Annotated in this window: 12 protein-coding genes; 5 read left to right on the plus strand and 7 right to left on the minus strand. The window is 65.9% G+C overall.

Annotated features, from left to right (window positions below; translation table 11 throughout):
• Positions 1-125: 125 nt before the first annotated feature.
• From CR918_RS16055 to ubiE, 5 genes are all read right to left on the minus strand, one after another.
• Positions 126-2,099 carry an LTA synthase family protein gene (locus tag CR918_RS16055; RefSeq protein ID WP_099843701.1) on the minus strand — a complete coding sequence of 658 codons (1,974 nt, stop codon included), beginning with the start codon at positions 2,097-2,099 and terminating at the stop codon, positions 126-128.
• A gap of 310 nt (positions 2,100-2,409) precedes the next feature.
• Positions 2,410-3,039 (minus strand): HAD family hydrolase, encoded by a 630-nt coding sequence (locus CR918_RS16060; RefSeq protein ID WP_099843703.1) that lies wholly within the window; start codon positions 3,037-3,039, stop codon positions 2,410-2,412.
• The gene (locus CR918_RS16065; protein WP_099843705.1) at positions 3,027-3,758 is read right to left on the minus strand and encodes an outer membrane protein assembly factor BamD; all 732 of its coding nucleotides are present in this window, start codon (positions 3,756-3,758) and stop codon (positions 3,027-3,029) included. The genes CR918_RS16060 and CR918_RS16065 overlap by 13 nt, the downstream gene beginning before the upstream one ends.
• Positions 3,759-3,884: 126 nt before the next feature.
• On the minus strand, positions 3,885-5,813 hold the full coding sequence (locus CR918_RS16070) for a M1 family metallopeptidase (RefSeq protein WP_099785440.1): 1,929 nt from the start codon (positions 5,811-5,813) through the stop codon (positions 3,885-3,887).
• Positions 5,814-6,115: 302 nt separating this feature from the next.
• Entirely contained in the window at positions 6,116-6,877 is a 762-nt protein-coding gene (ubiE, locus tag CR918_RS16075; protein ID WP_032976541.1) for a bifunctional demethylmenaquinone methyltransferase/2-methoxy-6-polyprenyl-1,4-benzoquinol methylase UbiE, read from the minus strand.
• 80 nt (positions 6,878-6,957) lie between these two features.
• Here ubiE and CR918_RS16080 point away from each other — a divergent pair, with 80 nt between their 5' ends.
• The 5 genes from CR918_RS16080 to CR918_RS16100 all read left to right on the plus strand — a co-directional run bounded on the left by CR918_RS16080 (position 6,958) and on the right by CR918_RS16100 (position 9,481).
• Positions 6,958-7,410, plus strand: coding sequence for a nucleoside deaminase (locus tag CR918_RS16080; RefSeq protein ID WP_005411083.1), 453 nt, complete (start codon positions 6,958-6,960; stop codon positions 7,408-7,410).
• A gap of 199 nt (positions 7,411-7,609) precedes the next feature.
• Positions 7,610-7,870 (plus strand): hypothetical protein, encoded by a 261-nt coding sequence (locus CR918_RS16085; RefSeq protein WP_099843707.1) that lies wholly within the window; start codon positions 7,610-7,612, stop codon positions 7,868-7,870.
• A gap of 74 nt (positions 7,871-7,944) precedes the next feature.
• Positions 7,945-8,271 (plus strand): hypothetical protein, encoded by a 327-nt coding sequence (locus CR918_RS16090; protein ID WP_025877273.1) that lies wholly within the window; start codon positions 7,945-7,947, stop codon positions 8,269-8,271.
• A 72-nt stretch (positions 8,272-8,343) separates the two neighbouring features.
• Positions 8,344-8,766 carry a low affinity iron permease family protein gene (locus CR918_RS16095; protein ID WP_025877275.1) on the plus strand — a complete coding sequence of 141 codons (423 nt, stop codon included), beginning with the start codon at positions 8,344-8,346 and terminating at the stop codon, positions 8,764-8,766.
• A 262-nt stretch (positions 8,767-9,028) separates the two neighbouring features.
• On the plus strand, positions 9,029-9,481 hold the full coding sequence (locus tag CR918_RS16100) for an REP-associated tyrosine transposase (RefSeq protein WP_099844399.1): 453 nt from the start codon (positions 9,029-9,031) through the stop codon (positions 9,479-9,481).
• Between the two features lie 287 nt (positions 9,482-9,768).
• Here the strand turns inward: CR918_RS16100 and smeF are convergent, their stop codons facing one another.
• Positions 9,769-11,169 (minus strand): multidrug efflux RND transporter outer membrane subunit SmeF, encoded by a 1,401-nt coding sequence (gene smeF / locus CR918_RS16105; protein WP_133119695.1) that lies wholly within the window; start codon positions 11,167-11,169, stop codon positions 9,769-9,771.
• A gap of 110 nt (positions 11,170-11,279) precedes the next feature.
• The gene (gene smeE / locus CR918_RS16110; RefSeq protein ID WP_080149814.1) at positions 11,280-14,405 is read right to left on the minus strand and encodes a multidrug efflux RND transporter permease subunit SmeE; all 3,126 of its coding nucleotides are present in this window, start codon (positions 14,403-14,405) and stop codon (positions 11,280-11,282) included.
• Positions 14,406-14,412 lie beyond the last annotated feature (7 nt).

The raw sequence follows: 14,412 nt of genomic DNA on the forward strand, positions 1-14,412 counted from the left end.
AAGGGGGCTCTCCACCCGAGGCGCTATCGGGAATGCTTCTGGCGGGAATGCCTCTGGTAGGTGTCGACCTTGGTCGGCACTGCCGGCCAACGGCCGGCACCGCATCGCCGCCCCGCCCTTCCGGCTCAGGGCCTGGCCTTCTCCGGCAAGCGGTACAGCTCTTTCTCGTAGGCCAGCGTGCCCCACATCGCGTAGGCATGTGCGCGCCGTGCCAGTTCCGGCCGCAGCGGCTGCGGCTGCAGCTGGTCGCTGGCCGGGTCGTAGCGGAAGCCCTGCGCTGGCTTGTCCGGCTGCAGGATGGCCACGTCGTTGCCCTCCATCCACGCCAGATTGCGGTCGTACTGCATCAGCGCGCGTCCGGGCTGCAGCCGCTGCAGGTCGGTCAGGTCCTGGCCAACGGTGGGGGTGGCATCGGCAATGCCCAGCAATGACAACAGCGTCGGCGGCAGATCGATCTGGCTGACGATGCGGGCATCGCGGCGCGCCTCGATGCCGCCGCCAAGGATCAACCCGGGAATATGGAAGTTGCCGATCGGCACCATGTTCTTGCCGAACACCCGCGAATCATGGTCGGCCACCACCAGGAACACGGTGTCCTGCCAGTACGGTGAGGCCATCGCCTTGCGGAAGAACTCGCCCAGCGCGTAGTCGGCGTACTTGGCGGCGTTGTCGCGGGTCTGCTTCGGTTGCTCGTACAGGTCGATTCGGCCGTCGGGGAACTCGAAGGGATCGTGGTTGCTGGAGGTGAACACCAGGCCGAAGAACGGCGTGCCCTGCGCTTTCAGCTGCCGGAACTGCTGGTCGGCGCGAGCGAACAGATCCTCGTCCGACGCGCCCCAGGAGCCGACGAAGGCCGGCTTGCGGTAATCCTTGCGGTCCACGATGCGGGTGAAGCCATTGGCGAGGAAGAACTCGCGCATGTTGTCGAAGTGGCTTTCACCGCCGTAGTAGAAGCCGGTGTCGTAGCCATGCCGCCCCAGCACATCGGCCAGGGTGAAAAAGCGCTGGCGGCTGGCAGGCAGCTTCACCACCGATTCGGCCGGGGTCGGCGGGAACCCGGTCAGGACCGCCTCGATGCCGCGGACCGAACGCGTACCGGTGGCATACAGCCGCTCGAACGCCCAGCCCTGCCTGCTCAGGCGGTCGTAGTTGGGCGACAACGGTCGTCCGCCGAGACTGCCGATGAACTGCGCGCCCAGGCTTTCTTCCAGCACGATCACCAGATTGCGCGGCTTGCCCTGGTACTGCGGCGGACGCAGCGCCAGGCTCGGCAACGCATCGGAGACGTACGCCGATGCCGGCAGGCCGCTGCTGGCGCGCACTTCGCTGGTCACCTCGGCAAGCGGCAGGTCACCGTAGACGCGAGAGGTTTCGCTGCGGGTCGCCAGTTGCCGCGCGGCATAGCCGACGGTGTACAGCGAATTCAGCGGCAAGGCGTTGATGGTGGGGTCGGTGGAGAATGCCACCAGCGCCGGATTCAAGGGCCGATGACCCAGGCTGGAACGCACGCCCAGCGCCACCAGCAGCAGCACCAGCAACGCCAATGGCAGCCGCCACAGCCATCCGGCTTCGACTGCGAGCGCCGGGCTGTTGCCGACCCAGCGCTGCGACCCGCGAAGCAATGCCCAGAACAGCACGATCACAGCGGCAACTTCGATCACCACGGCCAGCAGATGGCCGCGCAGCAGCGTCATCCCGACTTCTTCGGGATAGATCAGGTATTCCAGGAACAGCCGATTGGGGCGCAGGCCGTACTCGGCCATGAAGCTCGGCGTGGCCAGTTCCATGAACACCAGCAGCACGCTTGCCAGGATCAGCCACCACCGCAACAGATGGCGCCACGCGCGGCCCACGCGTCCCTCCAGCGGCAACAGCAGCGCCAGCACCGCAGGGATGCCGTACAGCAGGCACAGGGTCGACACATCCACCCGCAGCCCCTGCAGCAACACCGTGGACCAGCCGTCGGCAGCACTCACCCGCGCGGCATGCCACAGCGACAGCCCCAGCCGGGACAACGACAGGGCGACCAGGCCAAACAGGAAGAAGGCGGCAATCGGACACAGACGCCGGTACAGCGACACCCACGCAGCTCGGAGCATGAAAGGAATCCAGAAATGGAGCAAAGGACACCCATGCCCCATCCTTGGCAGCGGGCCACACCGGACAACGTGTTACCCGACACCACCGCCAGCGCAGCGGAACTTCCCGCCGGCACCTTCAGCATCCACCTCAGCTTCAATCGGGCTGCGGCAGTGAGCGGCGGTGGTTCCGCAACCGCTTCCGCTTCAGCCCCGGAGGGTCATTCGAAGAACGTCCCGCCGACCGCGCACAATACACTGTGATGACAGTCGGCAGTTGACTGCAGGTGCGGCCCCTGGCTGCCTGCCAGCGCGCGCACAGAGCGCCGCGCTAGCCTCCCCAGCGCTCCAGCACCGCCGCGCAATCGGCCAGGTGCCAACAGGCCATGCCCGGCCACGGGTTGTCCGGAGCGTTGACCAGCAGCGTGCGGCTGCCCGCCGCCCGGCCGCATTCCAGATCGAAGCGATAGTCGCCTACCATCACCACCTGCGAAGGTTCCACCTGCCAACGCCGCAGGAAGTACTGCAGCCCGGCCGGTGAGGGTTTCGGCTCGGCCTCGTCGCGGCCGATGATGTCGTCTTCGGCAAAGACGTCGCCCAGCCCGATCGCCTGCAGGGTGACCTGCGCCAGGCTGCGCACGTTGCGGGTCAGGATGCCCAGCCGACAGCCGGCGCCCTGCAGCGCGCGTACCAGCGCCACCGCTCCCGTTGCCGGCTGGGAAGCAGCGGCCAGCGCACGCTCGTGCGCCAGCAGCCAGGCGTGCTTGGCGCTGGCCTCTGCGGCCGGCAACCCGGCCAGGTGGGTGAGGATGTCATCCTCCTGCGGAATCGCCAGTTCGCGCTTGATCCGCGCGAAATCATGCACCGCCACGGTCAGCGTGCCATCCATGTCGAACACCCAGTGGCGGATCGCCGACAACGACGACGCAGCCGCCGGTGCCTGCACGGTCAACGCCACCACGCCGGCATGCGGCTGGCGTCCACGCCACCGGTCTCGAACACGGCCGTGCGCGTGCCACCGGCCTTGACCGGGAATTGGATGCTGATCGACTTGCCCTTGGCCGCCAGCTTCCACAGCGCTTTCTGGTCGGTGATGAACATCGCGATGGCTTCATCGGTCTTCGGCCGCCAGGCCGCCATGGAGATCGGCTTGCCGTCATCCACGGTGACCTTCACCGTGCACTGCGGGCAACGGAAATCGCCGGCCTGCAGCACCAGGTAGGCATGACGCTTCCATTCGGGGTGGTCGCGGAACACCAGCTGCACCGGCTTGGCGCCGCTGCCATCCACATCCACCCGCTCCTTGCTGAAGATCTGCGCCGACACCTGGTTGCCCTTGCTGCCGACCGGAATCTGGTTGTACTGCCACAGCGCCTGCATGCGGCGCAGATCGCGCGCGGCATCGCCCTTGGCCTTGACCTCGTCGAAGCCGGCGGCGATGCGCTCGGCGGCGGCCGTGTCCTTGTACTGGTCGAGCAGCGAGGCACCGTGCAGGCGCGCGCGCTCCCAATCCTGCGCGGCCACCGCCATGTCGTACTGCTTGGCCACGTCCTCGGCCTTGGCTTCCTTCTGCGCCTGCACGGCGGCCACAGCGGCCTCCTGCGCCTTGCGTTCTTCCTCGGGGTTGCTGCAGGCGGCCAGGGCCAGGGTGCAGGCGGTGAGCAGGATCAGTCGTTTCATGGCGGAGTCCTTTACGGGTGCATCCCGATTCTATCGGCAGCGAAAAGCGGATACAGCAACGGCGGGTTTCCCCGCCGTTGCTGGTAAAGCAGCATCAGGTTGCCGGCCAGCGGCCGGCACTACCGTTTATTTGGCTTCAGCCTTGGCCAGCATGTCCTGCACCGAGGCGGTGGTGATCGGGTGGTAGCCCGGCTTGGCCTTCTCGAACGCCTGCTTGGCCAGCTCCAGCCCCTTCGGGGTCTTCACCAGTTCAGCGTAGATCGGCAGGATCAGCTTGCGACGGCCGACACGCTCGATGAACGCAGCAGCCGCTTCATTGGCCTGCTCGTAGCCGCTGCGGATGGTCAGCGGGTACCAGCGCATGGCGATCTCGCCATTCGGGGTGCCAGTGAAGTGGAACGCCTTGTCCAGCGTGGCCAGCTTGTCCAGCGGCTGGGTAGCACCCAGGCCGTCGATGAAGCGGACCCACTCCTGGGTGCTCCACTCGGCAATCACCTGGCTGCTCGGCACGGTGCCGGCGCTGGCGAAGGCGATGCGCGCGGTATCGACGCTGCTGAAATTGCGCGACTGCGCCTTGGCTGCGAACGCCGGAATGCCCGGCTCGTCCAGCCACGCCTTCAGTTCGGCCTCGGTCACCGCCGACGGATTCTTCGGCAGCAGGTTCTTCTTCAGGTACTCGACGAACTGGTCGGTGTTGGCGCTCTGGAAGGCGTGGTCATCGAACCAGCCGCGCAGGAACGGGTCGAAGGTTTCGCGGCCGAAGCGCTGTTCCAGGAACTCCAGGAACCACGAACCCTTGACGTAGGCCACCTGGCTCAGGGCTTCGTCCGGGTCACGTTCGTTCAGCGGCGGCAGCGCCAACGCCTGGTCGGCCGGGCTCATGTCCTTCACTTCGGCCAGCAGATCGGTCTGGTCGATCTGCTTTTCCATTTCGGCCATCTCCTTGCCATACAGGGCTTCGGTGATGCGGCCCTGGACATAGGTGGTGAAGCCTTCGTTGAGCCAGATGTCCTTCCAGCTGGCGTTGGTCACCAGGTTGCCCGACCAGCTGTGCGCCAGTTCATGGGCGACCAGCGAGACCAGCGACTTGTCGCCGACGATCACGGTCGGCGTGGCGAAGGTCAGGCGCGGGTTTTCCATGCCGCCGAACGGGAACGACGGCGGCAGCACCAGCATGTCGTAGCGGCCCCAGCGGTATTCGCCGTACAGCTTTTCGGCGGCACCGATCATCTTCTCGGTGTCTTCGAATTCCTTGGCGGCCTTGTTGACCATGGTCGGCTCGGCCCAGACGCCGGAGCGACCGGAGATCGGCTCGAACACCAGGTCGCCGGCGGCGATGGCCAGCAGGTAGGACGGAATCGGCTGCGGCATCTTGAAGGTGTAGTCGCCGTCACGCGCGGCCTTGGGATCGTTGTCGGCGCTCATCAGCACCATCACGTCCGGGCGCGAGACCACGTGCGCGCTGTAGGTGAAGCGCACGCTCGGGGTGTCCTGCAACGGTACCCAGGAACGGGCGTGGATCGCCTGCGACTGGCTGAACATGAAGGGCAGCTTCTTGCCCTCGGTCATCGACGGCGCCAGCCACTGCAGGCCCGAAGCCGTCGGTGCGGTGTGGTAGGTCACCTCGACCTTGGCCGGCTGTTCCGGGGTTTCGATGGTCAGCTTGCTGCCGAACACCTTGTCGGCCGGGGCCAGCACGAACTGCAGCGGGCTGCGCGCGCCGTCGGCGGCGATCGCTTCGACCTTGGCGATGCTCAGCTCGCGGGTGTCCAGCACCAGCTGCCTGGCGTCCTTCTGCTTCCATTCCAGGGTGTAGGTGGCGGTGCCGCCGATCTGCTTCTGGTCGAAGTCCAGCTTCAGGTCCAGCGCGATGTCCTTGACGACGACCTTGTCCGGCTCGGCGTACGAGCTTTCATCGTGGCTGCGGTTTTCGGCGTTCACGGGGGCGGCGGGAGCCTTCTGGGCAGTCGGGGCGGCGGCGGGTGCGGCCGCCTCCTGGGAGCAGCCGGCGGCCAGGGCCACGGCCAGCGGAAGGAGCATCAGCGGATTGCGCATGAATCGGGACCGTTACGGGGAACAAACCCCAATGGTACCTCTCCCCCGGCCGGGAAGCGTTGCGCGGTGCGGGGTAATGGCCGGCCCCGCGATGGCCCGGCAGGTGCCAACCTTGGTTGGCACGGATCCATCATCGCTCGCGCCACGTGCCGACCTTGCTGCTTCTGGCAGGTGCCAACCTTGGTTGGCACGGACCTGTCAGCGCTCGCGGACGGGCGTGTGCCAACCAAGGTTGGCACCTACCAGGACCGTGCCGGGACGTTGCGTGGTAGCGCCGGGCCATGCCCGGCGACCGTCAAGGCTTACAGCTTGTAGCCGGAGTGGATCGAGACGATGCCGCCGGTCAGGTTCTTGTAGTGGCAGCGCTCGAAGCCGGCCTGCCCCATCATCGCCTTCAGCTCTTCCTGCGGCGGATGCTTGCGGATGCTCTCGGCCAGGTACTGGTAACTGTCCGAATCGTTGGCGAACAGCTTGCCCAGCTTCGGCAGGATCTTGAACGAGTGGAAGTCGTAGATCGGCTTGAACCAGTCGGCGGTGACTTCGGAGAACTCCAGCACGCGGGCCTGGCCACCCACCTTCAGCACGCGGTACATCTCGCGCAGGCCGGCGTCCTTGTCGGTCACGTTGCGCAGACCAAAGGCGATGGTCACCAGGTCGAAGCTGTTGTCCGGGAACGGCAGGGCCTCGGCGTTGCACTGCACGTAGTCCAGGCCCAGCACCAGGCCGCGGTTGGTCAGGCGGTCACGGCCGACCGACAGCATGCCGGCGTTGATGTCGCCCAGCACCACCGAACCCTCGGCACCGACGCGCTCCTTCAGCAGCGCGGCGATATCGCCGGTGCCACCGGCCAGGTCGAGCACGCGGTCACCCGGCTTCACCTGCGCGGTGGCGACGTAGTAGCGCTTCCATGCCCGGTGCACGCCCATGCTCATCAGGTCGTTCATCAGGTCGTAGTTGCGCGCGACCGACGTGAACACCTGGCCGACCAGCTTCTGCTTGTCCTTGGCGTCAACGTCGCGGAACCCGAAATGGGTGGTACCGGATTTGTAGGGGGATTCGCTCATGCCCCCGATTATCGCACCGCCGGGCCCCTGCGGGGAACGCTGGCCGTATCATGGCGCCCCACGACCTACCGGAGCCCCGCATGATCACCACGCCCGACTACCAGGCCCTGCTGCAGACCGCCATTGCCGAAGCCCGCCAGGGGCTGGCCGAAGGCGGCGTGCCGATCGGCGCGGCGCTGTACCACAACGACGGCCGCCTGCTCGGCTGCGGCCACAACCGCCGCGTGCAGGAAGGTGACCCGTCCGTGCATGGCGAGACCGATGCCTTCCGCAAGGCCGGCCGCCAGCGCCGCTACCAGGACACCATCATGGTTACGACCCTGGCCCCCTGCTGGTACTGCTCGGGCCTGGTGCGGCAATTCAACATCGGCACGGTGGTGGTCGGCGAATCGCGCACTTTCCAGGGCGGCATCGACTGGCTGCGGGAAAACGGCGTCAACGTGATCGACCTGGACAGCCAGGAATGCGTGGACCTGCTTGGCGGTTTCATTGCGCAACATCCGGAAATCTGGAACGAAGACATCGGCGAATGAGCATCCGCCACGGCTGATGAGCCCGCCTTGATGAACGCTTCAGTGCCGGCACAGCCTTGTGCCGGCAGCGTCTGCACGCTTCAACGTGAACTGCTGCGCAGTCAGCTGCGTGCGGTCAACACGCGCCACTAACATCCTGCTGCGCAGCGACGTCTAGGGTGGAATGCAACCGGGCCCCCGCCCCGGATTGGAGCCGACCATGCAAGCGCATGCCGTACGTCCTCTCAGTGACCCGGCCCTGGCCGCGATCTGGAGCCGACTGCAGCAGCAATACGCACTGCACCAGCGCAGTGCCCCGTTCTGGAGCGCCTACCAGGACATGCAGCAGGATCTGCTGCACGACCATCCCCGCGACCTGGTGCGCCTGTGCAATGCGATGGCCGCCATGGCCGAACGCCTGGGTGCGGTTGAACACGCACAGCTGCTGCGCCATCGCCACGCTGGCTGCACATCACGCTGACACGGCATGCACCGCCGCCCGGGCCACACTGTAATGGGCCCCCACTCCCTTCACCTCCAACCGATTGGATCGTCATGCACGCTGAAGTTCCCGCCATTCCCCCTGTCATCAATGTCGATGCGGAGCTGGATTACTGGCGCCGCCAGCACGCCGATGGCGCACTCGCGCACACCTCGTTCGGCACCTATGTCCCGTGGATCAAGTTCGCCTGTGATTCGCTGATCACCCAGCCACGCGCCAGCAACGCCCAGCGCGATGAGCTGTTCCAGACCCAGTACGCCCTGCAGATCATGCCGCGCCTGAGTGAAGCGCAGGCCCGCGAATTCGTCGAACGCTGCTGGCAGCACGTCTACCTGGCCAGCCCGGTGCGCAGCCAGGAAGCACCGCGCCTGCGCGCCTGAGTCCACGCCTGCTGCACGGCACCTGCACGGCCATGTGCCGATGATCGTCGCCATTCCCGTGGAACGATGACGATGAGCGCAAGGAACCTGTTCAATACGATCGCCAAGAAGGCCGCGGCCGCCACCGGCTCGCCGTGGACCTTCCTGGCCGCAGTGTCGATCGTCGTGCTGTGGGGCATCAGCGGCCCCATATTCAAGTTCAACGACACCTGGCAGCTGGTGATCAACACCGGCACCACCATCATCACCTTCCTGATGGTGTTCCTGATCCAGCACACGCAGAACTCTGACACCGCGGCGATGCAGATCAAGCTGGATGAACTGATCCGCGCCACCGCCGAGGCCAACAACGAGCTGCTGGACCTGGAAGAGCTGGACGAAGAGCGCCTGGAAGAGATCCGCGCCGAGTACGAAAGGATGGCGCGCGAAGCCGGCGACGCATTGACGCGGGTACGCGCCTGCCGCACCGAGCGGCGCGACGACGAAGCGGTGTGACGGCAGCAACGCTCGCCGGGCATGACCCGGCGCGACCGGGAATTCCCCCTCTGGTAGCGCCGGGCCATGCCCGGCGAGCGCGCAGCGCGGAACGAAGCAGACACCGTGAACACCCGACGGGAAAGCCGCCGGGCATGGCCCGGCGCTACCGCAGTGTGCACATACGGATGGCGCTCAACCAGCGCGCAGGCTGGAGGATCCCCACAAGAATCAGTGGCGATTGCCGATGCCAGCAGACACGCTGTTCCAACAGACTGGCTTCATGTCCAGTCGTCATCTTGCTCGTGGCCGCGATTCCCGGGTCGATAGCTGCTATGTGCTCACCACTGTCGTACGCCAGCGGCGTCGGGTTTTCGAAGACCCCGACCATGCCGCATGCCTGCTGGAAGCGCTGCGGTTCGTGGAACGTGCAGGCATGAGCCACTCGTTTGCCTGGGTCATCATGCCCGATCATCTCCATTGGCTGGTGCAACTGCGCAGTGGAACACTTGCCCGACTGATGGGAACGGTGAAGTCACGCAGCAGCAGACACTTGGGGCAACAGTTCGGAGTGGATACACCGCTTTGGCAGCCCAGCTACTTTGACCATGCGGTGCGTCATGAGGAAGCCTTGAGGCGTCACGCTCTCTACATCCTGGGCAATCCCATTCGGGCGGGACTCACCAGCCAATTGAATGAGTATCCCTTTGCGTGGTGCCGCTGGTCGATGCGGTAGCGCCGGGCCATGCCCGGCGAGCGCGAAGCGCGGAACACAGCAGACACCGTGAACACCGAACGGGAAAGCCGCCGGGCATGGCCCGGCGCTACCGGAATCAGAGCGGCTTAGCCGCAAGCGCGGAACGCATCAGACACCGTGAACACCGAACGGGAAAGCCGCCGGGCATGGCCCGGCGCTACCGGAATCGGAGCGGCTTAGCCGCAAGTGCGGAACGCATCAGACACTGTGAACACCGAACAGGAAAGCCGCCGGGCATGGCCCGGCGCTACCGGAATCAGAGCGGCTTACCCGCGCTCGTGCCAGCCGCCGCCCAGCACCTTGTACAGCGTGATGCGGTTGGCCTGCTGCGCCAGCTGTGTCTGCAGCTGGCTCTGCTGCGCGTTGTAGGCCGTACGACGTGCATCCAGCAGGGTGACGAAGCTGTCCAGGCCCGCGTCATAGCGCGCCTGCGACAGGCGGTTGGCCTGCTCGGCCGCTTCCACCAGGCGCTGCTGCGAGGCCGCCTGTTCATCCAGGCTGACATTCAATGCCAGCGCATCGGCGGTTTCGCGGAAACCACTCTGGATCGACTTTTCGTACTGCGCCAGCGCGATATCGCGGTCGGCGTTGGCCACGGCCAGGTTCGCGCGCAGCTTGCCGCCCTGGAAGATCGGCAAGGTAAGCTTCGGCAGGAAGCTCCACACCCGCGTACCGCTGTCGAACAGGCCGGACAATTCACCCGAGCCACTGCCGATGCTGCCGGTCAGCGAGATGCTGGGGAAGAAGGCAGCGCGTGCGGCACCGATGTTGGCATTGGCTGCCAACAGCTGATGCTCCGCCGCCATGATGTCCGGGCGCTGCAGCAGCACGTCGCTGGGCAGGCCAGCCGGCGGTGGTGCCAACGCAAGCACCTGCGGCGCGATGCTGTCCGGCAACAGCGCCGGATCCAGCTGGCCACCGGCCAGCAGCGCCAGCGCGTTGCGGTCCTGGGCCAGCTGTCCACGCAGGCGTGCGGCATCGGTACGCGCGGTTTCCACCAGGGTGCGGGTCTGGGTCAGTTCCAACCCTGAACTGCCACCGCGCTCATGGCGCGCTTCGGCCAGGCGCAGCGAATCCTCATAGGTCTTCACCGTGGCTTCGGCGATTTTCAACTGTTGCGCGTCGGCACCGTAGGTCAACCACGCGGTGGCGGTCTCGGCCACCAGGCTCAGCTGCGCGTTGCGGCGGTTGGCGGCTACAGCGAAGTACTGCTGCAGCGCGGCTTCGCTCAGGTTGCGCACGCGGCCGAACAGGTCCAGTTCGAACTCGGCCACGCCGACGCCCGCGCTGAACTGCTCGGTGACCGGCACGTCGCCACCGCGGCGGTCCATCTGCCCGGTCACGGCCACGGCCGGCACCCGGTCTGCGCGCTGCACGCGATACTGGCCACGCGCCTTTTCGACGTTGAGCACGGCCACGCGCAGGTCGCGGTTGTTGTCCAGCGCCTGGCCGATCACCTGCTGCAGGCGCTCGTCGGTGAAGAAGTCACGCCAGCCGACCGCGGCCGCATCGGCCACTTCGCCCTGCGCGGCTTCAGCCGGCCACTGCGACGGAATGGCCGGGGCCACTGCGGTGTCCTTCGGCGCCAGGGTGCCGCAGCCGGCAAGCGCCAGTGCCGCAGCGATGGAGAGGAACAGAGATGCACTTTTCATTGGAATGACTTCCATCGGTACTGCCGGATGGCAGGAGGTAGTGCCGGCCGCTGGCCGGCAACCTCATTGGATTCACATCAAGCGAGCAGCAGCTGCCGGCCAGCGGCCGGCACTACCGTTTCGAATCAGCTGGTGGCGTTGCGCTTCTTGAACACGCGCTGCACCACGACGAAGAACAGCGGCACGAAGAACACGCCGAGTACGGTGCCGACCACCATGCCACCGAGCACGCCGGTGCCGATCGCCTGCTTGGCGCCGGAGCCGGCACCGCTGGAGATCGCCAGCGGCAGCACGCCCATGCCGAAGGCCAGCGAGGTCATGATGATCGGGCGCAGACGGTCGCGGACCGCGTGCATCGTCGCTTCGATCAGCCCCGCGCCCTTCTCCAGATGCTCCTTGGCGAACTCGACGATCAGGATCGCGTTCTTGCTGGTCAGGCCCACCGTGGTCAGCATCGCCACCTGGAAATAGATGTCGCGCTCCATGCCACGGAAGGTGTTGGCCAGCACCGCACCGAGAATACCCAGCGGCGCCACCAGCAGCACCGAGGTCGGCACGCTCCAGCTTTCATACAACGCGGCAAGGCACAGGAACACGATCATCAGCGACAGGGTGTACAGCAGCGGCGTCTGCGAGCCCGCCTGGCGCTCCTGGTAGGACATCGCCGTCCACTCGACGCCGAAGCCCGCCGGCAACTGCTTGGCCAGCTGTTCGATCTCGGCCATGGCATCACCGGACGCCACGCCCGGGGCCGGCTCGCCCTGGATTTCGGTAGCCGACACGCCGTTGTAGCGTTCCAGGCGCGGCGAGCCGTAGTCCCAATGCTTGCTGGCGAAGGCGCTGAACGGAACCATCTCGCCCTTGTCGTTCTTCACCGACCAGAGATCGAAGTCCTCCGGCACCATGCGGAACGGCTGGTCAGCCTGCACGAACACGCGCTTGACGCGGCCGCGATCGATGAAGTCATCGATGTACGAGCTGCCCCACGCGGTGGCCAGGGTGGTGTTGACCTGGTCGATCGACAGGCCCAGCGAGCTGGCCTTGGCCACATCGATATCGATGCGGAACTGCGGCGTGTCTTCCTGGCCGTTCGGTCGCACGTTGGCCAGCTTCTTGCTGCCGGCCGCCAAGCCGAGCAGCTGGTTGCGGGCCGCCAGCAATGCCTCGTGACCCTGGCCGCTGTTGTCCTTCAGGAAGAAGGTGTAGCCGGAAGCCGTACCCAGTTCCGGAATGGCCGGCGGCGGGAAGGCAAAGATGAAGGCATCCTTTATCTGCCCCAGCGCGGCCATCGCACGTCCGGTGATCGGCATCACACCGTTGTCGGCGTCACGATCCTTCCAGTCCTTCAACTTGACGAAGGCCATGCCCGCGTTCTGGCCCATGCCGGCGAAGCTGAAGCCCTGCACCGAGAACACCGATTCGACGGCACCCTTCTCGTTTTCCATGAAGTGCTTTTCGAGCGCGGCGATCGATTCCAGCGTGCGCTCCTGGGTTGCGCCTACCGGTGCCTGCACCAGCGCCATCAGCACACCCTGGTCTTCGTTGGGCAGGAACGAGCTGGGCAGGCGCACGAACAGCACGCCCATCAGCAGGAACAGCGCGGCCACGATGCCCATGAACCGCCACGGGCGATGCAGGATGCCGCGCACGCCGCGCTGGTAGCTCTCGCTGGTGCGGTCGAAGCCACGGTTGAAACCGTTGAAGAAGCGACCGGCGAACCCGCGGTGGGCGACATGGTGCTCACCCTTCTTCAGCGGCTTGAGCATGGTGGCGCACAGCGCCGGGGTAAGCACGATCGCGACCAGCACCGACAACGCCATCGCCGAGACGATCGTCGCCGAGAACTGCCGGTAGATCACGCCGGTGGAGCCGCTCATGAAGGCCATCGGCACGAACACCGCCGACAGCACCAGGCCGATGCCCACCAGCGCGCCGGTGATCTGGCTCATCGACTTGCGGGTGGCTTCCAGCGGCGACAGGCCCTCTTCGGACATGATGCGCTCGACGTTCTCCACCACCACGATGGCATCGTCCACCAGCAGGCCGATGGCCAGCACCATCGCGAACATGGTCAGCATGTTCACCGAGAAGCCCAGCACCGACAGCACGCCGAAGGTACCCAGCAACACCACCGGCACGGCGATGGTCGGGATCAGGGTGGCGCGGAAGTTCTGCAGGAACAGGTACATCACCACGAACACCAGCACGATCGCTTCGAGCAGGGTCTGCACCACGCCCTTGATCGACACGCGCACGAACGGGGTGGTGTCGTACGGGATCTCGGCCTTCAGGCCGGCCGGGAAGAAGCCTTCCAGTTCCTTCAGCGTTTCATCAACACCGGCAGCGGTATCCAGCGCGTTGGCGCCGGTGGCCAGGGTGACCGCCAGGCCGCTGGCCGGCTGCCCGTTGTAGCGGGTGACGAAGTCGTACGACTCGGCGCCCAGCTCGACGCGGGCTACATCGCCCAGGCGCAGTTCGGCACCGTCCTGCGCACCGCGCACGATGATGTTGCGGAACTGTTCCGGGGTCTGCAGGCGCGACTGCGCGTTGATGGTGGCGTTGAGCTGCTGGCCCTTCACCGACGGCGCACCACCCAGCTGGCCGATGGCCACCTGCGCGTTCTGTGCCTTCACCGCAGCGACCACTTCCGGCACCGACATGCCGTAGGTGTGCAGCTTGTTCGGGTCCAGCCAGATGCGCATGGCGTACTTGCCACCGAACACCTGGATGTTGCCCACGCCCGGAACGCGGCTGAGACGGTCCACGACGTTGGAACCAACGTAGTCGGCGATGTCGTTGGCATCCATGCTGCCGTCTTCGGACACGAACGCGATGACGTTCAGGAAGCCCGAGCTGGACTTGGCCACGTTGATGCCCTGCCGCTGCACTTCCTGCGGCAGCAGCGGCATCGCCAGCTGCAGCTTGTTCTGCACCTGCACCTGGGCGATGTCGGGGTTGGTCCCGCTCTCGAAGGTCAGGGTGATGGTGGCCTGGCCATTGGACGAACTGTTGGAGGAGAAATAGATCAGGCCATCAAGGCCCTTCATGTTCTGCTCGATGATCTGCGTCACCGAGTCTTCGACCACCTTGGCCGAAGCACCCGGGTAGCTGGCGCTGATTTCCACCGCCGGCGGTGCGACGTTGGGGTACATCGAGATCGGCAGCTTGAACAGGGCCAGGCCGCCGGCGAGCATGATGATGATCGCGATGACCCACGCGAAGATGGGTCGATCGATGAAGAAACGTGCCATGGAGTTC

It is taken from the genome of Stenotrophomonas indicatrix (assembly GCF_002750975.1).
GTDB classification, from domain to species: Bacteria; Pseudomonadota; Gammaproteobacteria; order Xanthomonadales; family Xanthomonadaceae; genus Stenotrophomonas; species Stenotrophomonas indicatrix.

Bases quoted from the DNA above. Each gene is read 5' to 3' on its own strand.
- smeE (WP_080149814.1), bottom strand. From the start codon at position 14,405: ATGGCACGTTTCTTCATCGATCGACCCATCTTCGCGTGGGTCATCGCG.
- CR918_RS16090 (WP_025877273.1), top strand. From the start codon at position 7,945: ATGCACGCTGAAGTTCCCGCCATTCCCCCTGTCATCAATGTCGATGCG.
- CR918_RS16095 (WP_025877275.1), top strand. From the start codon at position 8,344: ATGAGCGCAAGGAACCTGTTCAATACGATCGCCAAGAAGGCCGCGGCC.
- CR918_RS16085 (WP_099843707.1), top strand. From the start codon at position 7,610: ATGCAAGCGCATGCCGTACGTCCTCTCAGTGACCCGGCCCTGGCCGCG.
- CR918_RS16070 (WP_099785440.1), bottom strand. From the start codon at position 5,813: ATGCGCAATCCGCTGATGCTCCTTCCGCTGGCCGTGGCCCTGGCCGCC.
- CR918_RS16080 (WP_005411083.1), top strand. From the start codon at position 6,958: ATGATCACCACGCCCGACTACCAGGCCCTGCTGCAGACCGCCATTGCC.
- CR918_RS16065 (WP_099843705.1), bottom strand. From the start codon at position 3,758: ATGAAACGACTGATCCTGCTCACCGCCTGCACCCTGGCCCTGGCCGCC.
- ubiE (WP_032976541.1), bottom strand. From the start codon at position 6,877: ATGAGCGAATCCCCCTACAAATCCGGTACCACCCATTTCGGGTTCCGC.
- smeF (WP_133119695.1), bottom strand. From the start codon at position 11,169: ATGGAAGTCATTCCAATGAAAAGTGCATCTCTGTTCCTCTCCATCGCT.
- CR918_RS16100 (WP_099844399.1), top strand. From the start codon at position 9,029: ATGTCCAGTCGTCATCTTGCTCGTGGCCGCGATTCCCGGGTCGATAGC.
- CR918_RS16055 (WP_099843701.1), bottom strand. From the start codon at position 2,099: ATGCTCCGAGCTGCGTGGGTGTCGCTGTACCGGCGTCTGTGTCCGATT.